The organism is Sivoneniella epilithica UHCC 1019 (assembly GCF_040830845.1).
GTDB lineage: Bacteria > Cyanobacteriota > Cyanobacteriia > Leptolyngbyales > Leptolyngbyaceae > ULC077BIN1.
This window is the reverse complement of sequence record NZ_JBFPDP010000002.1, coordinates 150,179-174,396: the sequence shown is the minus strand read 5'-3', so window position 1 is coordinate 174,396 and position 24,218 is coordinate 150,179. Positions and strand designations below refer to the sequence as shown.

Annotated in this window: 20 protein-coding genes and 1 pseudogene; 15 read left to right on the top strand and 6 right to left on the bottom strand. The window is 49.1% G+C overall.

Features of this window, described 5'->3' with window-relative positions; translation table 11 throughout:
* Entirely contained in the window at positions 1 to 1,386 is a 1,386-nt protein-coding gene (locus AB3R30_RS02355) for a hypothetical protein (RefSeq protein WP_458647532.1), read from the bottom strand.
* A gap of 1,485 nt (positions 1,387 to 2,871) precedes the next feature.
* Here AB3R30_RS02355 and ndhL point away from each other — a divergent pair.
* The 15 genes and pseudogenes from ndhL (at position 2,872) to AB3R30_RS02280 (ending at position 20,143) form a co-directional block, all read left to right on the top strand.
* On the top strand, positions 2,872 to 3,084 hold the full coding sequence (gene ndhL, locus AB3R30_RS02350; RefSeq protein WP_458647531.1) for an NAD(P)H-quinone oxidoreductase subunit L: 213 nt from the start codon (positions 2,872 to 2,874) through the stop codon (positions 3,082 to 3,084).
* Positions 3,085 to 3,408, top strand: a complete 324-nt coding sequence (locus AB3R30_RS02345) for a DUF3007 family protein (protein WP_458647530.1) — start codon at positions 3,085 to 3,087, stop codon at positions 3,406 to 3,408.
* Positions 3,409 to 3,455: 47 nt separating this feature from the next.
* Complete coding sequence (gene trpA / locus AB3R30_RS02340; protein WP_458647529.1) at positions 3,456 to 4,256, top strand: tryptophan synthase subunit alpha; 801 nt, start codon at positions 3,456 to 3,458, stop codon at positions 4,254 to 4,256.
* 334 nt (positions 4,257 to 4,590) lie between these two features.
* Entirely contained in the window at positions 4,591 to 5,559 is a 969-nt protein-coding gene (locus AB3R30_RS02335) for an NEW3 domain-containing protein (RefSeq protein ID WP_458647528.1), read from the top strand.
* Positions 5,559 to 9,407 carry a hypothetical protein gene (locus AB3R30_RS02330; protein WP_458647527.1) on the top strand — a complete coding sequence of 1,283 codons (3,849 nt, stop codon included), beginning with the start codon at positions 5,559 to 5,561 and terminating at the stop codon, positions 9,405 to 9,407. The genes AB3R30_RS02335 and AB3R30_RS02330 overlap by 1 nt, the downstream gene beginning before the upstream one ends.
* Positions 9,404 to 11,611: an OmpA family protein gene (locus tag AB3R30_RS02325; RefSeq protein ID WP_458647526.1), complete on the top strand. Its 2,208-nt coding sequence runs from the start codon at positions 9,404 to 9,406 to the stop codon at positions 11,609 to 11,611. The genes AB3R30_RS02330 and AB3R30_RS02325 overlap by 4 nt, the downstream gene beginning before the upstream one ends.
* A gap of 84 nt (positions 11,612 to 11,695) precedes the next feature.
* Positions 11,696 to 11,839 (top strand): hypothetical protein, encoded by a 144-nt coding sequence (locus AB3R30_RS02320; protein ID WP_458647525.1) that lies wholly within the window; start codon positions 11,696 to 11,698, stop codon positions 11,837 to 11,839.
* 2 nt (positions 11,840 to 11,841) lie between these two features.
* Positions 11,842 to 12,078, top strand: a complete 237-nt coding sequence (locus tag AB3R30_RS02315) for a hypothetical protein (RefSeq protein WP_458647524.1) — start codon at positions 11,842 to 11,844, stop codon at positions 12,076 to 12,078.
* Between the two features lie 26 nt (positions 12,079 to 12,104).
* On the top strand, positions 12,105 to 12,299 hold the full coding sequence (locus AB3R30_RS02310) for a hypothetical protein (protein WP_458647523.1): 195 nt from the start codon (positions 12,105 to 12,107) through the stop codon (positions 12,297 to 12,299).
* Between the two features lie 79 nt (positions 12,300 to 12,378).
* Positions 12,379 to 13,098 (top strand): annotated as a pseudogene (locus tag AB3R30_RS02305) (IS982 family transposase); the annotation flags it as partial.
* Between the two features lie 32 nt (positions 13,099 to 13,130).
* Positions 13,131 to 13,556, top strand: coding sequence for a hypothetical protein (locus AB3R30_RS02300; RefSeq protein ID WP_458647522.1), 426 nt, complete (start codon positions 13,131 to 13,133; stop codon positions 13,554 to 13,556).
* 271 nt (positions 13,557 to 13,827) lie between these two features.
* Positions 13,828 to 15,636: a hypothetical protein gene (locus AB3R30_RS02295; protein ID WP_458647521.1), complete on the top strand. Its 1,809-nt coding sequence runs from the start codon at positions 13,828 to 13,830 to the stop codon at positions 15,634 to 15,636.
* A 24-nt stretch (positions 15,637 to 15,660) separates the two neighbouring features.
* Entirely contained in the window at positions 15,661 to 16,302 is a 642-nt protein-coding gene (locus AB3R30_RS02290; RefSeq protein WP_458647520.1) for a pseudouridine synthase, read from the top strand.
* 401 nt (positions 16,303 to 16,703) lie between these two features.
* Positions 16,704 to 18,764, top strand: a complete 2,061-nt coding sequence (locus AB3R30_RS02285) for a serine/threonine phosphatase (RefSeq protein WP_458647519.1) — start codon at positions 16,704 to 16,706, stop codon at positions 18,762 to 18,764.
* 38 nt (positions 18,765 to 18,802) lie between these two features.
* Positions 18,803 to 20,143, top strand: coding sequence for a protein kinase domain-containing protein (locus AB3R30_RS02280; protein WP_458647518.1), 1,341 nt, complete (start codon positions 18,803 to 18,805; stop codon positions 20,141 to 20,143).
* Positions 20,144 to 20,162: 19 nt separating this feature from the next.
* Here the strand turns inward: AB3R30_RS02280 and AB3R30_RS02275 are convergent, their stop codons facing one another.
* The 5 genes from AB3R30_RS02275 to sodB all read right to left on the bottom strand — a co-directional run bounded on the left by AB3R30_RS02275 (position 20,163) and on the right by sodB (position 24,133).
* Complete coding sequence (locus tag AB3R30_RS02275; RefSeq protein WP_458647517.1) at positions 20,163 to 20,399, bottom strand: DUF4327 family protein; 237 nt, start codon at positions 20,397 to 20,399, stop codon at positions 20,163 to 20,165.
* A gap of 291 nt (positions 20,400 to 20,690) precedes the next feature.
* On the bottom strand, positions 20,691 to 21,890 hold the full coding sequence (locus AB3R30_RS02270; RefSeq protein ID WP_458647516.1) for a 5-(carboxyamino)imidazole ribonucleotide synthase: 1,200 nt from the start codon (positions 21,888 to 21,890) through the stop codon (positions 20,691 to 20,693).
* Between the two features lie 167 nt (positions 21,891 to 22,057).
* On the bottom strand, positions 22,058 to 22,648 hold the full coding sequence (locus AB3R30_RS02265; RefSeq protein WP_458647515.1) for a pentapeptide repeat-containing protein: 591 nt from the start codon (positions 22,646 to 22,648) through the stop codon (positions 22,058 to 22,060).
* A gap of 26 nt (positions 22,649 to 22,674) precedes the next feature.
* Positions 22,675 to 23,469 carry a cobalamin biosynthesis protein gene (locus tag AB3R30_RS02260; protein ID WP_458647514.1) on the bottom strand — a complete coding sequence of 265 codons (795 nt, stop codon included), beginning with the start codon at positions 23,467 to 23,469 and terminating at the stop codon, positions 22,675 to 22,677.
* A 64-nt stretch (positions 23,470 to 23,533) separates the two neighbouring features.
* Complete coding sequence (sodB, locus tag AB3R30_RS02255; RefSeq protein WP_458647513.1) at positions 23,534 to 24,133, bottom strand: superoxide dismutase [Fe]; 600 nt, start codon at positions 24,131 to 24,133, stop codon at positions 23,534 to 23,536.
* Positions 24,134 to 24,218: the final 85 nt, after the last annotated feature.

Sequence of the window (24,218 nt, the reverse complement as noted above, 5' to 3'; positions counted from 1 at the left end):
TCAATCAATGGTTTCATCTTCCAGATCTAATTGTTCAACAGGAAGCGCTCCAGAAAAAAGCTCCACTTTTTCGATATGCTTCAACTGAGAAAAGATGCGATAAGTATCGGGATCAAATGCATGTTCGTGAGTTTTAACAGCTTCCTTATCCTGCATTTTAATTAAGTTGTACTGAACATTTTCAGCATAGATTGCAAATGTAACATTGAAAACTTCTAAAAAGCTCACTACCCATTCACAATCCACTTCAGGATATTCTTGATAGTGACGGATCAATTCAGCGATTCGAGATTCTAAGTGAGTTCTTGAATGCTTGCAAATTAAAATGATTTTCAGGAAAATAATTACTAGAGTGACTGGGTTTCCTTGAGAGAGAAGTTGAATAAAAAGTGAAGATGGCTCAGCCTGGTTATCAGTCGTTAGAACATCAATAACCCGGTTACAAGTTCTTAAGATTAATGCGGTTGAAACTGTTTCTTCGTCATGTCTAGAATAAAGACCTTCTAGTTTTTCACCTAGTTTTACTGTGATTGTTTCTGCGAAGTTTCTATTGTCTATAGCAAATGTCAAATATTTTTGAAAGCTATATTTAAACTCTCTAAATGTTAGTTGCTCAATTTGGCTAAGGAAAATGTTGGCTATATTAACATGGCTAAACTGTCCTCTTCTTGCCACAATCATCTTAATCAATCGCAGCGCCTCATCCCCAAGCGCAGTTGGATTTTTTGGAGAAGGATTTCCATCGGTTGGGCGAGCTTGCGATCGCGCAATAAACATTGCCAAATCAAACTTAAATCGATCCTTCAATTGTTTAGACAACGCTCTTGCTGCTTCCCGTTGTTCAATCGGATTCTTGAGATCAATATATTGTGGAACTAATAAATAAGACGTATAGCGAGAAGACCAAGGTCCTTTGCTTTGATCTTCATACCGAGATGTAAAAAGCTTTAGTTCTTCAAAATCTTGACTTGTGACAAATTCATTAATCCATAGTCTCAGCCGCCTTAAGGTTGGAGACGCAGTATGGCGATTAAACGATGGATCACAAAACAGTTGAATTAATTCTCGGATGGGTTTGTAATTTCTACTAGCATCCCAGTTGTTAATTAGAATGTAACAAGATCGTTTAAGCGTGTTCCTGAAATCTTCTTGATTGTTAGAAAAGACAATATCATAAACCGCTTGAATTGCACCTGAACTGATAGAGTCCACATGATAAATAAATAGCCGCTTGAACTCTAGCAGCACTTCTTCAGGGGGCCACTTCTTAACAATCTCTAGCAAAAAATCATAAATGGTTTCTTGAGACTGCTGAATGTTTAACCCCTGCCTTGATCGGTAGGGCTGTTCATTTCTCTGAATATCTTTTGGCTCCCCAATCGTCATAAACACTCAAAATGCTTCAACGCAGCTTTTGTAGGTATGCAATTCTTCAACGATTAGCTTTTTTTAGATATCAAAGCTAACTTTTTAAAAGGGCAATGATGTTCAAAGCGAACTACAAGTCACTTGATTCTAACCAAGCATCAAGCCAACTGCTTTCAGTATGTATGTAAGTCATTTAGGTGTGTGGCTTATTCATGAGGGCTTTACCAATAAAGGTGAGTGATAAGATTTAAGCAGATGCTAATACTTTAGCAAGTAGCAACTAAAACCAGAAATGGCACTACTTTGGAAGACCAAATAGTGACACTTATTCCGTATAATGACCCATTCACATAGGTCGATTAAAGTGTTGCTCAAGACTTATGTACTTAATCTGTTCGTTAATATTCTCACCAATTAATGGAATCAATACTTACGATGCACCCATGCCGAAACGCTCAAACTTAAGGAAATTACTAAGCCAGCGGTCTAATTAAGCGCTGGTGGGTTCCCTAAATTCGATATGTCAGTAATCATACGCGAGGGACACCCAAATTGTCTCACCTTTTTAGGTTAGGCTAATTTATTCATCCCTCAGTCGTTTCTTCCGGAAGACAAAGCACAGTTTTTAGCGATTTTAGGAAAGTAAAGGATTTGCACAGGAATAATCCTTTATCGCTACGTTGGCTTTATCGCTACGTTGGAAAAATTATGCAATCCCGAGCAATTTGATAAATGAATTATGCAGTCCCGAGCAATTTGATAAATGGGGGCAGAGGGACTTGAACCCTCACGACCTTGCGGTCAACGGATTTTCATCCTCTCGCAGTTTTCACTGCTGCTCAATCTACCATTGATGAGTTTTGAGGATTGGACTCTCCCTTTACCCACGCTTTCAACAACAAAAACGATGTCTGTAAAAGCGCTAGGGTAGCTCCCGTCGAGTCTCTGCACCTTCCGCAAGGCGTTAGATTCTAAGTTTCAGATATTTAGGTTGATGTCAACTCAAAATCCGCCTTTACAATCTGCAACCTTTTTGGCTTGGCTCAGGATTGCCATGTCTCAAGTGAAAAAGAAAGCGGAGATGCTGAGATTTTAATTTCTCCAGCGTCTAGCGCTTTATGTATCACTTAAGATGCAGGTTTCCCTGAATTTGAGAGCCGTCACTTACTGAGTTTCTCCAGTAAGGCTCAGTTTTCTAAGTCCGTAGCGTCTACCATTCCGCCATGCCCCCATATATTGAGGACTAGTTAAAAACTAACCCCGTACCATTTCACCATCAATTAGGGGGTTATGCAATGGTTAAAAAAGTTTTTTGCAACTTGACAAGGTAGCGCTTATGCGATTACTCAATCTTTTTGCCTGGATTTTTCAATGTGTGGATCGCTTGCCTTACGGACTACAAGAGGTAGAATGATGCCATTCTGAAAAAGTTTTGCTTGATCTAAAGTTTTACTTAAATTTCAGTCTAAGTTTTTCTGTATAAAGCTACTCCCTTGTAAAGTTATGGTTGTTGCACTGTTGTATCTAGCGATCGCCGGAGCATTTTTAGTCGTGATTCCGGGCGCTCTGTATTTTTATCTCCAAGCCCGTTGGTATGTTGCAAGTTCATTTGAGCGGGCATTCATGTATTTTCTAGTCTTCTTCTTTTTTCCTGGGTTGCTGCTCCTCGCGCCTTTTCTAAACTTCCGTCCTAAACGCCGTCCGGTTGAGGGCTAAATGCGACGGATTGATGTTTTAGGCATTGGGCTGGGTGTTTGTGTTGCAACGGGTTTAATTTATTTTGCATTCCAGGTTGTCGGTTTAGACGCAACGAATGCGGGTATTTGGACTCAGGTTTTGCTATTTGGTGGATTAGTCGGCTGGCTTGTAACCTATGTGTTACGTGCTGTAACTGGTTCTATGACTTACCACCAGCAGCGACGTGACTATGAAAATGCCGTTTTGCAAAAGCGATTGGATGAGCTTACTCCAGAAGAGTTGGCAGCATTGCAAGCCGAAATTGAGCAGGAGAAGAAATCTGCTTCCAAGCCAATTCAGTGAAAGAATGATAAATGATTGGCTTGAATTGATGATTGGCTGAATTGAACATGACTTCTGTATCTCACTGTTTTGAGCATCTTCGGAGCCACGCCCGTTGCGCTCTGATTCCATTTGTGACGGCGGGTGATCCTAGTTTAGAAGTAACCGAAAAAGCACTAGAGCGCCTAGATCAAAGTGGGGCTGACTTAATTGAATTGGGTGTACCTTATTCCGATCCGTTGGCAGATGGACCCGTGATTCAGGCGGCGGCAACCAGAGCGCTTCAGCGAGGAACCCGGTTTGAGCAAGTGCTGGAGGTGGTGCAGCAGGTGAGTCCTCAGTTGCGATCGCCCATTATTTTATTCACCTACTACAATCCAATTTTGAATCGGGGCATTGACTCGTTTTTACAACAGGTTGCTACGGCTGGAGTGAAAGGGTTGGTGGTGCCCGACTTACCCCTAGAAGAGGCAGAGATTTTGTTGAAGCCTGCGGCAGTTTATGGGATTGAGTTGACGTTGCTGGTGGCTCCGACTACGCCCAAAGAGCGATTATTGGCGATCGCCCAGCAGTCTCAAGGGTTTATCTATCTGGTCAGCACAACGGGAGTCACTGGAATGCGTCCCAAAATGGAATCTCGCGTTAAAGAGATGATCCATGAGTTGCGTAGTGTTACGGATAAGCCGATTGGTGTTGGGTTTGGCATTTCCCAACCAGAACATGCGCGCCAAGCGATGGAATGGGGCGCAGATGGCGTAATTGTTGGAAGTGCTTTTGTGAAGCGGTTAGCTGAATCTACTCCTGAGAAAGGGTTGCAGGATATTGGCGATTTTTGCCGGACGTTGAAATCTGCGATCGCTCCCAATTAGTTTTTTCAGGTTTGAGTATTTTTTCAACTGAGAGCAACAGCTACGTAAATCTATTTTTCTCTGATGGGGTTGACTAAGTGTTACGGAAGCGGTAACTTCTAACGGATGGGTGCCTCAGTATAGGTTAAATATTTATACTTAACTTAGTCCGCTATTTTTCTTTCACACTTTTTCAATACAGCAGTAAAATTCATCTCACACACTAAATTTTGTCTGCTGTTCTTATTTGAGATCTTCTTTTCTCAATTCTTTTACTCCGAGTTGTTTCGATCTCTGGTTCCAAAATTCTCCTCCCACACTGTAGACATTTGTAATTAAGGTCCGAGCTTTTTGGATGACTACTCCAACATCGTCGCTGGGGTCTAGATGTTTGCGAACACTGTTTTTTACACTGTTTGCAGGCGGTCTAAGCTACCAAGGGTTTGCTGCTCATGCACAAACTAATTTGATTCCTAACACTGCAACGGCAGGTTTTCAAAATACGCCGGGAGGACCTTTCCGCACGGTTCGCTCAAATACAGTGACTGTTCCTCTGCTGAGTGAGCGGCTGGAAATTATTAAGGTTGCTGATCGCGGTGCGGCAGAGCCAGGTGACACTGTATCCTATCGGCTGCTGGTCAAAAACTCTGGTAGCGCCCCAGTCACGAATGTGGTAGTCACCGATACGCTGCCTTTGGGGTTCAAATTTTTAAATGATTCTGCGAAGGCGGCGATCAGCACTGCGGGTAGTCCAGAAACGCCTGTTGCTTTGTCCAGCGTCATGACGAATGGTCAAACAATTGCGTTTACTTACCCAGTCCTTGCGCCTCAGCAGACTTTGGTGATTGTCTATGCATCGCTGCTCTCGCCGGACGCTATCCGAGGTTCGGGGCAGAATGTGGTGGTCGCTGCGGCTAGAAATGTGGCGGGTGGAGAAGTGCGAAGCAACACCGCTAGCGCTCAACTGCGGATTCGTCCTGGCATTTTGTCGGATTGTGGCACGGTGGTAGGTCGCGTATTTGTAGACAAAAACTTTGATGGAGAGCAACAGCCTGGAGAGCCGGGAATTCCTAATGCAGTCATTTTCATGGATGACGGGAATCGGGTAATGACCGATCCAAATGGACTCTTTTCTTTGCCATTTGCGATCGCGGGTTATCGCTCAGGAACGCTGGATTTGACCAGTTTGCCGGGATACACGCTGGCTCCAAACCTCTATCGAATCGAAGCAAACAGCCCCTCTCGACTTGTCAAGTTATCGCCGGGAGGCATGGTGCGGATGAACTTTGCGGTAACGCCAACCTTTAGGGAGGGACAGCGATAATGCGAATTAACTCAATTGCCTTATTCGGACTGAATCTCTTAACGACGCTGTTGGGGGCGATCGGCATCGTAGCAGCCCATGCCAGTGAGCCAGTTACGTCGCCTGCGAGTGGTGCCAATCTAGAAACCAGGCAGCCAGCCGACTTTGCTCAAGCAGAGTCGGGAAAACTTTTGCCCCTCAAAACAACCAAGCTTGAACCCGCACCATCAGCATTATTTAAATCGGCTGAAGTAAAGTCGGCTGAGGTGAAAGCGCCTGAGATACAGCAACCCCAAGCGCAAACCCCAGCGATCGCTCCATCTCCAGGGTCTATTCAAATTCTCAGCCCTACCAATCTAGTGAGTGGTGCGAAATTTACTGACTTAGTAGTGCAGTATCCGGCTGGCACAAAGGTTCAAATCACAGTCAATCGGCAGCCGCTTGATCCAGCCACACCCACCCAGACTCAAGAAAATTCGGCGACTAACCAAGTGACTCAAGTTTGGTATCGCATCCCGCTGATCTCAGGAGAAAACACCGTCACGGCTCAGGCAGAAGGGTCTGCGCCTGTTAGCCTCACCATCACGGTTAAGGAAACGTCTGCCCGGATTGAATTTTTACCCACGCAGCAGTCTAGAATCCCGGCAGATGGGCGATCTGTGCTGCCAATTCAGGGAAGCATTTTGGATGAAGCCGGACAACCGATTACTCAAAATGCGGTGGTGACCCTCACGGCTAGCAGCGGTAAGTTTGTTGGGGCAGATTACGACAAAGATCGTCCTGGCTTTCAGGTGTTGGCGCGGGATGGCAAGTTTCAGGCGCGGCTTCAATCGGGGCTAGAGGCGCAGGTAGTGAAGATTCGGGCAGCCGTTGATCGCCACGAACTAGCAACGCGATCGGAAACCAAGAAACCCGTTGTTCCCTTTCCAGACCTGAATAAGCCGCCTTACCTACTGGCTCCTAATCCAGCAGACAAAACCCTAGAAGCTTACACCCAAGCAGAATTCATCACGAATCTTCGCCCATTTATTTTGTCTGGTGCGGTCAATCTTCGGTTAGGACAAGGTGGGCTGGATTATTTCGGCAGTTTTGAAGATTATTTGCGTCCGAGCCGATTGGATGGGGGCTATCGGGTTGATTTCAGCACGGCAGCTTTTGCCCAAGGAAGAATTGGCGAATGGCTGTTTACGGGTGCCTTTAACAATCAGCGTGCCCTGAATAAAGACTGTTCTGGGGCAACGCGGCTGTTTCGCGATCCGCAGTTTTGCGATCAGGTTTATCCCGTTTATGGGGATAGTTCAACTGTTGACTACCTCACGCCGTCGATCGATAGCGTCTACTTCAAGCTAGAACGCACATCGCCCACAATCGGCGCAGGCTCAGACTTTGCCATGTGGGGCGACTACACCACGTCAGAGTTTTCCAGAGCGTCTCAGTTTTATAGCGCTACCACGCGCCAACTGCATGGGTTTAAGCTCAACTACAACTTGGGCGACCTGCAACTAACGGGCATGTATGCCAATAACGTCAGCGGGTTTCAACGAGATGCGATCGCCCCCAACGGCACCAGCGGCTATTACTATTTATCGCGTCGACTGCTTACCAGAGGCAGTGAAAATATCTTCTTGGAAACCGAAGAATTTAACCGTCCTGGAACTGTAGTCGAACGCAAACCCTTGTATCGCGGCACGGACTACGACATTGATTACGATCGCGGTGCCATTATTTTCCGGCGCGTCGTCAACGCCCTAGAATTCGATCCATTTGGACGGACATTAGTTCGCCGGATCGTTGCCACCTACCAGTTTGAAGACCTGAAGGATGGCGGCAAACTCTACGCCGGACGCGCCCAATATAATTTTTCGCGAGAATTGGGTAGGGAAATTTGGGCAGGGGTTACTTACCTACAAGAAAATCAGGGCGATCAGCGATTCCAGCTATACGGTGGGGATGCGTTGATCGCCCTAGGCAAAGATGCCCAACTCACCGCAGAAATCGCGCGTTCTGACTTCGACTCGATTTTTCAAGGCGACATTGGCGGCTATGCCTATCGGTTTGAACTGCTGGGCACCCTCACTCCTGGGATCGTCGGTAAGGCATTCTATCGCTCGGTTGAATCCGGCTTTGTCAACAATGCCTCGGCTAGTTTCACCCCCGGACAAACCCGTTATGGGGCAGAGTTTGCCGCGAAAGTAACCCCGACCACTCAGGCAACCGTGCAGTTTGATCGAGAAGTTAACTTTGGAATTGCGCCAGCGATTCGGGGGATTACTGCTATCACGCGAGTGGGCTTTGGAGATTTGTTTAACCCAACCACTGAGCCAGTTCCAGGCAGCCGGGTCGATAACAGCCAGAGTATATTCCGGGCGGGAGTATTGCAAAAATTAGGACCGATCGAGCTAGGGTTGGATTTTGTCCGGCGATCGCGTCAGGATCGAGCTTTTCCCGGCTTACTGGAAGCCGATACTAACCAGTTCATTTCTCGGCTCAACTATCCCATCCTTAAAACCCTCACCTTCCGGGTGCAAGATGAGCGCAACCTCGGCAGCAGTCCCGATCCGCTCTATCCGAACCGCACCACGATCGGCTTAGATTGGGCAGCCGAAAAAGATGTCACCATTCGTTTGGCGCAGCAATTTATTGGCAGCACCGCCCAACTGAGAGACAACTCCTTCACCAGCCTGGATATTTTGTCGGACAAACGCATCTCAGACGACACCACTTTTACCAACCGCTATTCCTTAATCAATGGCATTAACGGCTGGTCGAGTCAGGCGGCAATGGGGATGAGTCATCGGATTCTCATCGCCCCCGGTTTACGGGCAAGTTTGGGCTTAGAGCGAATTTCAGGCGATGTCGTTCCCTATGCTGCCGCTGGACAGCAGTTTCTCCAACCGATCGCGTCAGGACAAAGCGCATCTTCCTTAGGGCTGTCTGCCTACACCAGCTATAGCGTTGGGCTAGATTACATCGATAATCCCAACTTCAAAGCCAACGGTCGGTTTGAATATCGCGATGGCGAAGGTCGCAATGACACAATGGTGATTTCGGCAGGAGCCGCCGGAAAGATATCGCCCTCGTTGACGATGCTAGGTCGCTACCAGCAAGGCAATTTTGCCAACCAGCTACTCACCGATTCTGGCTTGTCGGATACGGTCAACCTAAAGCTGGGCATGGCATACCGCAATCCGAGCGATGACAAATTCAATGCTCTACTGCGCTACGAATATCGTCAAAACCCTTCCCTCACACCGGATACGATTTTGTTTGGCAGCGGCACTGGCTCTAACGTGCATCTGGTGGCATTAGAAACGATTTATGCTCCGAACTGGCGCTGGGAGTTTTATGGCAAGTTTGCCCTACGAAGCACCAAGTCTTTTCTGGCAAGAGATTTACTGGGCACCAATTCCATCACCCTGGGGCAGTTCCGAGCAGCGTATCGTTTGGGCTATCGCGTTGATGTGGCGGGTGAGGTGCGCTGGATTAGCCAGTCGGTGATTGGTTTTGATGAAGTGGGCTTGGCAGTGGAAGCGGGCTATTACCTGAACCCTAACCTGCGGGTAGCGCTGGGTTACAACTTTGGGCAGGCGAACGATCGCGACCTCAGCCGCAACAAGGATGGTGTGTATGTCACCCTCAGCCTCAAACTCGATCAACTGATGAGTGGTTTTGGGGTGAGTCTGCCCGGTCGTAAAGTGGCTCCACCGCAACAGCAAGAGTCTCTGGTGAAGCCGATCGCCAATCAGCCAAATCTGGCTCCCTCATCCTCCAGCTTGCCATCCTCTAGTTCTATTCAACCCAATTCTGATCAACCCAATTCCGTTCAAGCCCCTGTGGCAGCCCAATCTGCTGAAGAGGTGGCGCAATGATAACAAGAGGAGTGAATCATTTGCACAGCAGCACTCAGCCAGAAGTATCTCGCTTTATGGTGTGGCGCAATTTTCTGAGAGATGGTGCAAACTGCCCGATCCGACCGGGTGTCTATGTTGTGGCAGCTTTTCTAGCGATCGCGGTAGCAATCCCAGCATTCGCGCAAACGGATCGCCCACTGGTGCGGGTGATTGTCAACAGTTCTAAAGACGGGATTCAGCCCGACTCCGAGCTAACGCTGCGGGAAGCCATTGCGATTGTGAATGGCACGTTGCCTGCTGACAAACTCAGCGATGCCGAAAAAATGCAGGTTAGCCCCAGCACTGAGCGATCGCGGATTGAGTTCAACCTGACGGGCGACACGACCATTCGCCTCACTGAAGAATTGCCGCCGCTTGCCACTAGCTTGCTTATGGATGGGGGAACGCAGCCCGGATATAAGAGCGATCGCTCAGTGATTACCGAACTATCTCTCCCTGCGCCCATCGTGGCAATTACCCCCGTCGAAGGAGCGTTCATCTTTCGGGGTTTAACCGTCGCAGCCGATGACGTAACCATTCGGGGTTTAAGCCTGTATGGGTTTACTTCTAACCATGAAGAACCCGCTCTCAACACGCCTAATACGCCGACAACGCCGCCTGCCGATATATTTATTGCCCATCGCCTACCCCCGCCAGATATTCGCAAACAGCGAATTCCCGCAAATTTCGCCCCCTTCTACCCCGATGATCTGCCGCCCAAAGGCACCCTCATCGAAAACAACTGGCTGGGTATCCCGCCGTCGGCTGATGGAACTGGACGAACTGCGGGGGGTCGCTCTGCCTTTGGAGTGTCGGTTTTTAATGGCACAGGCACTATTATTCGGCGCAACTGGATTGCCGATCACGATGGCAGCGCCGTGATTACCTCAGTGAAAGCAACGGATTTGCAGGTCACCGAAAACGCGATTTTGGCGAATGGAGTAGCGGGAATGCCCGATGCGATTCGCTTAGAAGGCAATGTTGACCAGGCTCAAATTACAGGCAATGTGATTTGCGGCAACGATGGTAGTGGCGTGTATTTGTTTAAGCCCGATGGCGCAGTGCAAATTCGCGATAACCAAATTACCTATAACGGTCGCCGCTTGCGACGGGCTGCTGTTTACCTGATGGGCAATAATCACCAGGTGACTAACAACCAGGTGAGTTATCAAGCGGGTCCTGGAGTGGTTGTGGCGGCGGTGCCCTTGAGCGAACGGGCAGTGATCACCGGAAATCGCTTTGTGGGTTTGGAAGGGCTAAGCATCGACTTAATTACCCAGCAAAACACCAACGTGCTGGATTATCAGGTCGGCGATGGTTTGAATCCCCCGCGCAATAATTTCTTTCGCCGATTGGAAACGGGAAACGCTGCGATCGCGTCTCCCCAGTTCATCACCCGAAACTTTGTCGCGCTTGCCAGTGCCGATGAAAAAGTTCAAACTGCGCCGATCCAAATCTATGGCAAAGCTGATCCCGGCTCCGAAATTGAAATCTATCGAGTCACCAGCACTGGCGGTGAAAGCTCCTTAACCGAACCGATCGCCAAAGTCGCAACTGACAGCAAAGGCGAATTTACTGCTGCTCTCAGCGGCTTAAACCTAGGCGAACAGATTAGCGCGATCGCCACCGATCCCCGCTATGGCACCTCCGAACCTGCGGTGACCGCTCAGATTCAAGCGCTTGCCGCCACCAATGCAGAATCTCCAATTGCCACGCCGCCCTCCTCAGCGCCAAGCTGTGTCACACTTTCACCCCCGCCACCGGAACCGCCGCCTGTGGTGCCTACCCCGATCGTGTTGAAGGTGCCCCGCAACATTCACTTTGCCTTGGATAAAGACTTTATTAGTCCTGCTAGCGCTAGAGTTCTGGATCGAATTGCCCAAGTGCTGCAAGACAACCCGATGGTTTTGGTTAGCATTGTAGGACACACCGATCCCCGTGCCACCGATGCCTATAACCTGGCGTTGGGTGCGCGCCGTGCCCAAAATACCCGCAACTACTTACTGAGAAAAGGGATTGCGGCAGAGCGCATGACCATTCGATCTGCGGGAGAGCGCCAACCAATAACCCCTGGCAGAAACAAGCTAGATTTTGCCCGCGATCGCCGCGCTGAGTTCCTATACAAAGACGTGCGCGACATCGAAATCATTATTCAGGAAGACGACCTCCAAATTGAACGCTGATCCTGTGCCTGCTGCACTCGCGATCGCTGAACTGAACCCGCAAACTAACTGCCCCGACTAATCGCCCACCTGGGAAGAGAATTGATGCAACGCCCCTTGAGGACACTGGCAAGCCTAACCTCCCTTAGCAGCCTGCTGGTTTCCCAGTCTCTCTTTTTACCCAACCCCGCCAGCAGCCAAGTTTTGTTGGGAACGTTTGTCCCCCCGGCACTAGCCGTCGGAGTATAAGTTTGATTGGTAATGGCACCTTCACGCAGACTCCGGGAGTAGGAGTACTAGGCAGAGTAGGAGTACTAAGCACAATTCCGCCCGGTAACATCGCGCAATTCACTAGCGACCTGCCCTATATTGGCGATGGCGTTTATCCAAGTGACGGACCTCCCGGCGGTACTCCCTTCCCTTTCCCCCCTTTAGAGGAGGAATATCGATTCAGAACGGTGCTGTTCCAGGTGCGCTTGGAGTTGTAAATGGGTTTGGGTTTCCCGGCGACCCTGTGAACAATGTTGATCCCTCTAACACCTATCTTTACTCCAATCCATTTGATGATATCAATGGAGTCCAAGTAGCCTTTCCGCCACCGGGTCCGCCCACCCCACCTCCAGTTGTTTGGCGACAAACCATCACTGGATTGTCTCCCAACACAACCTACAACTTCTTTGCTTACTTTCTTGATCTTCTAGTAACTTGAGTTGCTAGTTATCAGCGGCAGCACCAGCAAAACAAATAAAATCTCTCCAAGAACTTGTAACTCATGGAGAGACAGAAAAATGCTTGGTGAAATTATAGCGATTTATGCCATCACCGATGACCTGCTCAAGGCGATCGGGCATCAAGAGGATATGCGAGTGCAACTGAGCGATGCGGAAGTGATTACCACTGCACTCGTAGCCGCTCGCTTCTTCGGTGGCAATCATCAGAGTGCTCAAGACTATCTTAAAGACCACGGCTTGATGCCCAAGATGGTGAGTAAGTCGCGGTTCAATCGCCGCTTGCATCGGTTATTTTTGCCCTTGCTAGACCTGTTCGACTACCTGGGCATGGTACTCAAATCGGTCAATGCCTGTACCGAATACTTACTTGATTCCTTTCCAGTGCCCTTGTGTGACAACATTCGGATTCCCCAAGTTCGTTTAGTTCAATCCGAGGAGTACCGAGGCTACATCGCGTCCAAAAAGCGCTACTTCTATGGCATTCGGGTGCAACTGCTCGCGACTAAAGATGGCATTCCAGTGGAATTTGCCTTTTTACCCGGTGCAGCCCATGATGCCCGAGGACTCAAGGCGTTGCCCTTGAATTTGCCTGCCCATGCTCAAGTCTATGCCGATGCCGCTTACACGAACTATCTCGCTGAGGATGACCTGCAACAGACCGATGCCATCACGTTACAGGTGGCTCGTAAACGCAATTCCAAACGCCCTGATTCTCCCGCCCTCGCTTACATCAAGCAAACCACCCGCCACTTCATCGAAACGCTCTTCAGTAGCATTAAGTAGTTAGACGAAATCAATTACACAGCAAAGTGGCTGAGAAGCTAGATTTACCCGAAGCTGGTGTGAAAATAATTCTGTCGGACTACTTATTGTCCACCGGTTCGCCAGTAGGGGTGCCTGCTTTAGATATCAGTACACCTGTGATTCCGGGCGACGAAGTGGAATACACGGTCTATTTTCTGTCTAATGGATCAACTGCTGCCTTGGCAACGAACCTATGTGACTTGATTCCCGCTGGAACGTCATTGGTTTCAAGCACGACCCAAGTTCAAAGCGGCACCACTCCTGCCGCGTCCGGCGGTACTGTGTTTACGCCCCTAGCGCCCTTGCCCCTGAATAATTCTTGCTTGAATCAATCCAATCCCAATGGAGCAGTCATTTTCAGCTTGAGCGATCTGCCTAACACGCCAGCCGGGAATGTGGGCTTTGTTCGCTTCCGAGTCAGGATCAACTAGCGCCCAAAGTCTTGAAACTTGGCACCTAAGATCTATCGTCTGACATTTGGCACCTGAAACTATCACCTGATACACTACTAGATTCTCAATCTAAGTTCTTGCTCTAACGATCGCGTCTGTCGGCGTTAGAGCTTCTGCTTTTGGAGGTATTTAGGCAATTTGCGTTTTGGCAGCGGGGTTCCAAGCTCTAATGCAAAATGCAGCACCTTAGCCTAACAGGGCGCATCTACACCCTAAGTCGCTCATGTTTTGCTGAAGTGTGAAGAAAAAAATGGTTTCTGTTTTTCCAGTGATCGCAGCTAGAGCGATCGCGCTGTCTAGTGTAGCTAGTGGTTTTCTCGTCCCAGCGTTTTTTCTGGTGTCTGCTCAACCGATTCGCGCCCAAGTGTTTGAAGGAACTGAAGGGTGTCCGCTTGGCACCCAAGAAGGGGGACGAAACTTTGTGCTAAATGGCACCTTTAGTCAGAATGCGGATACGGGTGATGGAGTGTTCACCGCACCTGCTGCCGTGCCAGCAACTCTGGGGTTTTCCAGCGAACTGCCCTATCGAGGCGACAGCGTTTATCCTAATGATCCGATTGGAGGACTATCTATTCAAAGCGGACCTTATCCCATTGTGTATGCAGGGGGGGTCGTGAGGGCAGATCCATTTCCGGGTGATCCGATCAATCGAGTGCCTCCCTCTAACACGTTTCTTTACTCCAACCCGTCTCAAAATGTAGCAGGCGGATCTGCCTTTCCTGACCCGTTGATCTGGCAGCAAGTGGTCAATGGATTAGTGCCCAATGTTACCTACAACTTCAGCGCCTACTTCTACAACTTGCTGAGTGTGGGCACCTTGGGCAGTCCGCCCGTAATTCGATACTTAGCAGGCCCACCCGGCGGAGCCGATGCAGCGTTTGTACCGAATTTGGCAGGCATTACCGTCGCTACGCCTCAACAGTGGACGCGAGTGCAAGGGTTGTTTAGAACTGTACCCGGTCAAGCGGCTTTAGAACTGCGAATTGAGGATGAAGCGAACACTATTATTGGAGATGACTTTGGCTTCACAGCCGCCGCTCTGCGGGAATGTGTTCCCAATTTAGGGCTGGCAAAACAGGCTGGAAACTCCCAGGAAAACCCAGATGGCACGTTTAGTATTCCTTATACGTTGGTAGTGCAGAACTTTGCACCCGCGATCGCGCCAAACCAATATGCAATCCGCAATCTCCAACTTCAAGATAATTTAGCCGCTGCTTTCGCAGGCGCAACGGTCAATGCAGTGAGAAATCTCCGCAGCCCAACGCTAACGGTGAATCCAGGATTTAATGGCACCACTGACCAAAATTTATTGGCGGGTACGGATACTTTGACAGGAGGAACCACCGCCACAGTCAGCTTTGAGGTGATTATTACACCGGGCAGCGCAGAGAATTTAGGTCCGTTTCAAAATACCGCGATCGCCACGGGGCTAAGTCCCGGCGGGGAACCAATCCGCGATCGTTCTACCGATGGCAGCAATCCTGATCCCAACGGCGATCGCAATCCTAGCGGCACGGGAGAAGACAGCCCCACGTCTGTTTCTCTTCTGCCTGCCCGGTTGCGCTTAGCAAAACGGATTACCAACGTGTTTCGGGGTGGCACATCCCTCAGTAGCGCGAATCTGGGGGGCGTAAACTTTGGGGTGCTTGTCGTCACCAGTTCAGACGACACCGCACCGGGCTGGAGCCAGCTTATCCCCCAGGGCGCACCCGTTGGCGCAGTCAGTTTAAGCAACAGTGCCCCACTGCAACCCGGTGACGAAGTGGAATATACCGTTTATTTCTTGTCCGATGGGCGCACAGGTGTGAATGCCGTCAGCCTTTGCGATCAAATTCCGCCCGGTACACGCTTTATATTCGGCAGTAACCGCGTTCGGGTTGGCAGCCAACCGTTGGCGATCGCGGGAGAATTCTTTACGCCCCTTGCGCCTCTTCCTGCCAATAATCCTTGTATAAATCAGAATAATCCGAGTGGTTCCCTAATCTTCAACCTAGGCGAATTGCCCAACCTGCCGAATAACAACGTCGGATATGCTCAATTTCGAGTCAAAATCGAGTAGAACTCGCAGCAGAATCATTGAGGTATGGGACAAAGAATCATTAGACTGACAAATTCAAAAAATGAGGCAGAATCGCCTTACCGCTATGTGCTTTTTTACAAGCCTTACAATGTCCTCTGCCAGTTCACTGATGTAGAAGGTAATCGTCCTACGCTTAAGCCCTACATCCCCATCCCGGATGTTTATGCCGTGGGGCGGCTCGATTATGACAGTGAAGGGCTGCTTTTGCTGACTAACCATGGACACCTTCAGCATCGCCTCAGCAACCCAAAGTTTCAGCATCCCCGCACCTATTGGGTACAGGTGGAGCGCGTGCCCACAGAAGCGGATCTTGAGCAACTTCGACCCGGCATTGTGCTTCAGGATTACCAAACTCGTCCTGCCGCGATCGCCTTGTTGCCGAATGAACCACCCCTGTCTCCTCGCGATCCGCCGATTCGCTTTCGCAAAACCATTCCCACTGCCTGGCTAGAAATGACCTTAACCGAAGGTCGAAATCGGCAAGTCAGGCGAATGACTGCTGCAATTGGCTTTCCAACTCTGCGGTTGGTGCGGGTTGCGATCGCCGACCTCAGCATTACAGGACTAGAACCGGGACAATGGCGAGAATTAACGGATGCCGAAGTCATCGCACTCAAAGAATTGTGTCAAATTCGTAAAATTTGAAGGTGTTCTGAAGAAAATCCCTGAAATAAGCAGAATGCATGAGTATCTGTTAATAGTGAAAGATAAAAATTCGTCACTTGAACCTGTCACTTAAAAAAGCGATCGCCCCTTGGAATGGATTTCCTAACGCTTCATAATCTGCAAATAACCTGTAAGTCAAAGATTTTTTTGGCGAATCCTGTTTAAATAGATTAAACTCGCGTTTTCAGGTTTACTTGCTAGAGGAACCGTCTCAAAATTTTCTGCAATGAACACTAGACAAGCTATTTCAGTTTGTTGAGGAGAAGTCAAAGTTTTCCTGAACAGTGTTCCTTAAAAAGAAAGGCAAAAGACACCGTTGAAGCCGTTCCTGTGTGTGACATTAATCATCTGATCTGCCGGGAATTGAGGAAGAGTTCATCATGCTGGTTTGTCCCCATTGTCAGTTTGAAAATCCCACGGCAAACAAGTTTTGTCAGAAGTGCGGCACTTCTTTAGTACAAAACACTTGCCCTGAGTGCAGCAGTCTTGTGCCATTCGACCAACTGAATTGCCATGTTTGTGGCGCGATCGCCGGAGTCACCTGGTGGGCAATTTTATCGACTCAGCCCGCCACCGCTGAACCGTCGTCTACTTCAGACCCCGCAACCTTAGCAACCGGCTGTAACGGTTACCTGGATATCCAGCAACGCTATCAGTTGATTGATGCGCTTCCGACAGCGGATGACCGAGAAGAACGCCAACTGCCCGTGCTAGATTGCCAACCCTTTCAACTGTCTTTGCTGGAAGCGCTAGTGCTGCAAAAGCAAGACTCCAATGAAGCAGAAGGGCAAAACCCCGCTTTAGAATTTGCCACCCCCGGCGCAGAAGGCTGGACAGATTCAATGAATGCGTTGGCGATCCCAGAAGTTGCCCAGCCCTATGTTGCCCTCAATCATGATCTTTATCCAGTCTTGCCAGCAATTCACAATGCCTGGAAATGGAACGATCAAGATGTACTGTTGCTAGAAGATCGATCGCATTTCCCGCTTTTAATCGACGTATGGTGTGATCAAGAGCGCTTTCCGCCCCTGCTGCAAGTGTTGCAATGGCTCTATGAAATGACAGAACTCTGGCACGCACTAGAACCGTGGCAGTGTCAGCAGAGTGTCTTAATTTCCAGCAATCTCCGGGCAGATGCTGAAGACGATACACTCCTGCTGCAACGGCTGTATGCCAATCCACCAGGGCAACTGTTGACGCTACACCATTTAGGAAAACAATGGCAGGCAATGTTTGCAGAATCTCAACGGACTCAGCTAGAGTCAGTTTCTCAGCTTTTGGCGGATGTGGAAGATGGCACATTGAAAACAGTAAATTCAGTGCGATCTCGCATTGAAGCGATCGCCGACTCTTTACAACCCGACACATCTCCACCTACCCAGCCCTTAGAACCTTTTATGACTCCTCCATCAGCAACCATTCATACGGCAACTATCCATGCGAATGGACTCAACGGCACAGCCGATCAGCCCACTGACGCAGCATCCGACGCAGTATCTGAGGGTATGGCAGTTACCCTTCCTCCTGAAGACGAGGACGATGATGAGCAGATCGATAACGACGACATGCCCACCATCGTCTTACCAATGCAGCTTTTCAACTTAGAAGAAGTGGGGCGCACCGACGTAGGGAGACAACGGGATCACAACGAAGACTACTTTGGACTCGATATTCAAGTCAGCAAGCTAGAAAGTCCTTCGGGTAAAACGATTCATGCTCGAAATCTATATATTCTATGCGACGGGATGGGCGGACATGCCAGCGGTGAAGTTGCCAGTGCCCTCGCCGTAGATGCAATTCGCAAATACTTTAAAGAGAAATGGCTAGAATCACCGTTTCCGAGTGCTGGCATTAATGATTTGCCAAACGTTGCCATGATGACGGAAGCGGTTCAAGTTGCCAACAAAGCAATCTATGATGTGAACCAGGAAAACGCCCGCTCTGGAAGTGGACGCATGGGCACAACCCTAGTCATGGTGCTGATTCAAGATACAGAAGTAGCAGTTGCCCATGTGGGAGATAGCCGCCTTTATCGCTACACTCGCAAACGGGGCTTGGAACAAGTCACTATCGATCATGAAGTAGGGCAGCGAGAAATTCAACGGGGGGTTGATCCTGATATTGCCTATAGTCGTCCGGATGCTTACCAGTTAACCCAAGCCCTTGGACCTCGCGATGAACACTTTGTTAAACCCGATGTCCAGTTTTTTGAACTGAATGAGGATATGATTTTGCTGCTCTGTTCCGATGGATTATCGGACAATGACTTGCTGGAAAATCATTGGGAAACCCATGTGCAGCCGTTGCTGAGTTCTCAAACCAACCTGGATAAAGGCGTAGGAGAATTGATCGAACTGGCAAATAGCTACAATGGTCATGACAATATTTCTGCGATCGCCATTCGGGCTAAAGTGCGCCCTAGCCTGGAACATTTGCGATAAGCTAGCTTGGTTCAGTTCAGGGTGTTTTACCTCAATTCATGGTAGCCAATCAGCTAAGGGTTATTTTAACTCTGTTGCATCCTCAAAACCTCACTCCGCTGCGGCAATGGCAGTTTGACTATGAAACGCTAATTCGAGTGGGGCGATCGCCCGATAACCAGGTGATGTTGAGCGAAGCAGTAGTTTCACGGCATCATTTGGAGCTTCGCCGAGTGGATCAACTAAAAGCAGGGCAGGCAGCAGGTTGGCAACTGATAAACCAGAGCAACAACGGCACTTTTGTGGAAGGAGAAGCGATCGCCCAAAAACTGTTAATCAACAATACGCTGATTCAGCTTGCTCAAAATGGTCCTATCCTACGGTTTCAAACATCACTGATTTCAACGTCTCAGCCTGCGATTCATGAAGCATCAGCGAAGCTTTCCACAGAAATGCCGACGGGAATCATTACCCCATTTTCGGGTTCACTGACTCCTTCACTTGAGGCGGGACAATCTGCCCCAACGCGCTGCACCCACACAGGCAATCCCTCTGACAATTTATTTTGCATCCACTGTGGGCAACCGATTCGAGTAGATAAAACCGTTCGGCAATACCAGATTTTGCGGGTTTTGGGACGAGGAGGCATGGGCACCACTTATCTAGTTTGGAACCCAACGGGTCTATCAAAATCGAGTGGAATGCCCGATGGCAAGCTGCAAGTCCTGAAGGAAATGAATGCAGATGTGGCTCACATTCCCAAAGCCCAAGAACTGTTTGTGCGAGAAGCCAACACGCTAAGATCGCTGAATCATCCCGGCATTCCGCGCTATTACGATTTTTTTATGGAAGGCGACAAAAAATATCTGGTGATGGAGTTGATCCATGGGCAAGATTTGGAGAAGCGAGTTCGCAAGCAAGGAGCAGTTTCCATACAAGAGGCGATCGCTTGGATGGCGCAAGTGTGCGAAGTATTAACATATTTGCATAGTCGCCCAACGCCCATGATTCACCGTGATATTAAACCGGGCAATCTACTAGTTCGCACTCTAGATAACCAAATTGTGGTGCTAGATTTTGGGGCTGTGAAAGCCTTGGCGATCGCACCCGGTACTCGCATTGGAGCAGAAGGGTACAGCGCACCAGAGCAAGTGCAAGGGCGACCTGTGATTCAGTCTGATCTCTATGCGATCGCTCCAACTCTCGTGTTTTTGCTAACCAGCATTAGCCCACAGCGATTTTACAAAAAACAGGGTCGAGCAATGCGGTTATGTCTAGAGGACGAAGCGCGAATTTCTCAAAACTTGAGAGCGGTGATCGAACAGGCAACCGCTGTAGATATCAGCGATCGCTATCAAACTGCCCAAGAACTCAGTCAGGCGCTGAAAGCTTGCTTATAGAAGCACAAACGCCAATCGGCTACTCTTCGTCATCCCATTGTTCTACTAGAAGCAGTTCGCTGACTGGATCTTGCATGGTGAATTCATAGTCGAGCAGTTCTTGCTTTAAGAATACCCAGTCATCACCGTATAGTAAGGCGATTTTCCAAATGCTATCGGATGGTTTGAGCAATTTGCGCTCAATCAGCGATCGCACTTGACGCTGCAACTTAGCCAGCGGGTGAATCACCTGCTGATTCATATCGTCTGTAATCATGGATTAATGGTGTGAATTTCTAACAATACGCTTCCTAAAAGCTTTTCCAAGAATTGATTGAACATACTGCAACAGGGCAGCGTTCAAAGTCTTCCAGTCCGCTTTGACTACTTTTAAACATCGTCCCTCGACAAACCAGATGTCCTCGTAGCTCTATAGAAGCATTGATTTCAGCTATTGATATTAGCACAACCCAATACTATCGCAAGCCTTTTTAAGAAATGCCTTTCTTAGGAGAGAGATAACCGCCATAAGCGGATTACGGGTAAGCGGCGAGAGGTGAGGAGAGTCTTAAGGTGAGTACCAAATGGATTCGATGTGGTGGGCGATCTCGCTTCGCATACCAGAGTCATTCGCGATCGCCTGATCTTGCAACTCTGCGGCTTCGTCTAGCAATACCGTCACATGCCCCAACTTCCGCCCCGGACGGGATTCCGTTTTACCATACCAATGCACATGAGCGTGAGGAATAGCTGCCAGCGCTTGTCGTTTGGTTGCATAATCGCTGACTGATTGCTCATAGCCCAACAAATTTACCATTACGGCGGCATCTGCGGTCATGGCGGTGCTGCCCAGCGGCAAGCCACAAATTGCTCTCAACTGCTGCTCAAACTGAGACGTGGCGCAGGCATCCAGGGTGTAATGTCCAGAGTTATGGGTGCGGGGGGCAATTTCGTTAATTAGCACGGTGCCGTCTTGCGTTAAGAAAAACTCAATCCCAAAAATACCAACCACTTGCAGATGAGTCAGCAATGTGTGGACAATCGTTTCAATTAGACTCGCGACTTCCGGATTAATTCTGGCAGGTGCAATCACTCGCCGACAAACTTGGTTTTCCTGCTGCGTTTCCACAATCGGATAGATGGCAATTTCTCCACTGAGCGATCGCGCTGCCATCACCGCAAGCTCTCGCTCAAACGGAATAAACTTTTCCAACAGGACGGGCACCGATGCCAACTGAGCTAAGGTTACTTCCAATTCAGCAGCAGTATGGACAATGAAAGTGCCCTGTCCGTCATAGCCATGCCGACGAGTTTTAAGCACTACTGGAAAAGCAGGCGGAAAAGAGTCTGCATAAGGCAGTAGCTCCTGAATGGTGAATGCTGGAGTGGGCAATCCCAGACTTTCCATCAAGGTTCGCTGATCATATTTGTCGAGCAATGGGCGCAGGGCATCTAGGCTGGGACGAAAGCAGGTGCCTTGCTGGGCAAGGAGTGCCAATGCTGGGAGATCTACAAACTCATTTTCAAAGGTGATCACGTCGCATTGGGCGGCAAGTTGAGCGGTGGCGATCGCATCGTCCACGGGCGCGAGAATGGTTTGGGCGGCGATCGCCACGGCTGGATCGGTGGGGCTGGGCGTTTGCACCCAGAGTTCAATCCCAAGCTTTTCCGCAGCTTCTGCCATCATCCAGGCAAGTTGTCCACCGCCAATCACTCCCACTCGCTGCATCGATTTTTGCGAAGATGCTACGGAATTTGGTAGAACCATGGGTACTGAAATATTTTTAGATCAAAAAACGGTATTGCTGAATTTGCGGATGAAATTTGTAGGGGCAATCCCTTGTGGTTGCCCTCTATCTGGGGCAGGGTAGGCACAAGACCTACCCCTACAGTCAAAAATCATACTTGCATTCAGCAACGCACAAAAAACTAAGCTTATGAAGGACAACCCAGGGATTCGCGGGTAGAGATTCCAGTCTTAGAGTTGACTCCCTTTGCTATCTGGCACAACTCGCGAATTTGGGCACCATCCAAAATCGCATCACTAAAATCTGCCCCAGTAATCTCTGGATGATCAAAAGTTGTCCGCAGCAAAATAGCGTTAACTAGAACAGCATCTTGCAGATTGGTTCGAGTCATTTTCACTTGATCCATCATGGATTGGGTTAAATCTGCCCCTTGCAAGTTCGTTTCAACCATTGTGGATGCACTCAACACGGCACCTGTCAAATCGGCGTTAGCAAAATTTGCCCGGTTGAGATTTGCGTTAGAAAATTCTGCGACTCGCAGGGTTTGCCCAGAAAAATCCTGGTCTTTCAATTCAGCATTACTGTAGGAAGTTGGAGGCGCATACTGCTTGGTATATTTTGCCCCAACGGGAGCGGCGTTGGCTGGCACAGTACAACCCAGAACGGCGATCGCAAATATGACTCCAATGAGCCATCGGATAGGGCGCTTTAAGGAAGTAAAACGGGGATGATTTGGCATGGGCAGCGATCGCGACAGGGCACCTTTCAGTTTAATCATTCTGCTGCACTAAATCACAAAGCGCTTTAAGTCATTGGGATAACTTGATCAGTGTATTCTTGCTCCGCTTGGGCGATCGCGATTGTCACGGCTCCGGGGCGATCGGTGAGGCGAAAGATTTGTTTAGGGACGATGAGGGAAGAGGTGAGAGGGAAGAGGTGAGAGGGAAGAGGTGAGAAATCGGAAGCAGCGAGGATGGCGGCGGCTTCGGCAACGCTGGGAATGTCTACTTTGGAGTGAACACGGGTGGAAGGATTGGGAACCGCGATCGCTCGTAATGCTTCGGCTGAAAAGCATTTGAGTGGCAAGTTGAGATCGCGGCAGTAGCTCATAAGTCCGACTTCATCGACTTTACGATCGAGGGTAGCAAGTCCAGCGATCGCGCCTTCTGCTAAATGACGCGATCGCAATGCCTGCTGAATTGCGTAGGCAATCACCGCTGGGTCGGTGCCACGCTTACACCCGATGCCAACCCACAAAACCCGTGGATGCCACTGCACTTTCGGCAAATCCACACTATGCCCAAAACGCCGCTGAATCGGGCTAATCCAGGCTCTTGCTTTGGGGATCGGGCGCTCTTCTCGCCCCTCGGCAGTAAATTCTGGAAACCCAAATTGAAACGGATGCTGATCGGGTAAAGCGGCTTGCCATTGGGTTGATCCGGCTTCCTGAATCACTTGCACTGAATCTCCACGGGCGATCGCGGCACTGACTCCCGCCCAGTCTCCGGTTCCTTGCCGCCAACCAAAGGGCTTTCCCAGTTGATCAATTTCCGGTAATCGTGAAACAGCTTGGGTTATGCGATCGTCAAAATCATTCATAAGCTCGCAAAAAGCCCCTCCTAGTGGAAGGGCTGGCTTTCATAAAATTGGAAAATGGGTCGAGTTATGCAGCTAGATTAGCAGCGGCAAAATCCCAGTTCACCAAATTATCCAAATAGTTTTTGATGAAAGCGGGTCGAGCGTTGCGGAAATCAATATAGTAGGCGTGTTCCCACACATCCAACGTCAGCAAGGCTTTTTGTCCTTCTGCCACGGGATCAACCGCATTGGGTGTTTTGGTCACTTTCAAGGTGCCGTTGTCATCCACTAACCACGCCCAACCGCTGCCAAACTGCGTGGTTGCTGCGGTGGTAAATTCTTCCTTAAATTTTTCAAAGCTGCCAAAATCTTTATCGATCCGAGCCGCAAGATCGCCTGTAGGAGTTCCACCACCACCAGGTTTGAGGCTACTCCAAAAGAAAGTATGATTCCACACTTGGGCAGCGTTGTTAAACACACCCTGCTTACTGGCATCGTTATAAGTCACTTTAATGACTTCTTCTAAGGGCAAGCTTGCCAGTTCGGTATCAGCCGTAAGTTTATTCAGGTTGTCTACATAAGCTTTATGGTGCTTGCCGTAGTGGTATTCAAAGGTTTCGGCTTTCATACCATACGGCTCTAGCGCGTTAAAGTCGTAGGGGAGGGGTAACTGTTCAAATGCCATGAGTTCTTCTCTCTACTAAATCTAGGATCAGGATCTAAAGCCTTTCTGCAAGGTAGTTTACCTGGACGGATTACACGTTCCGCAA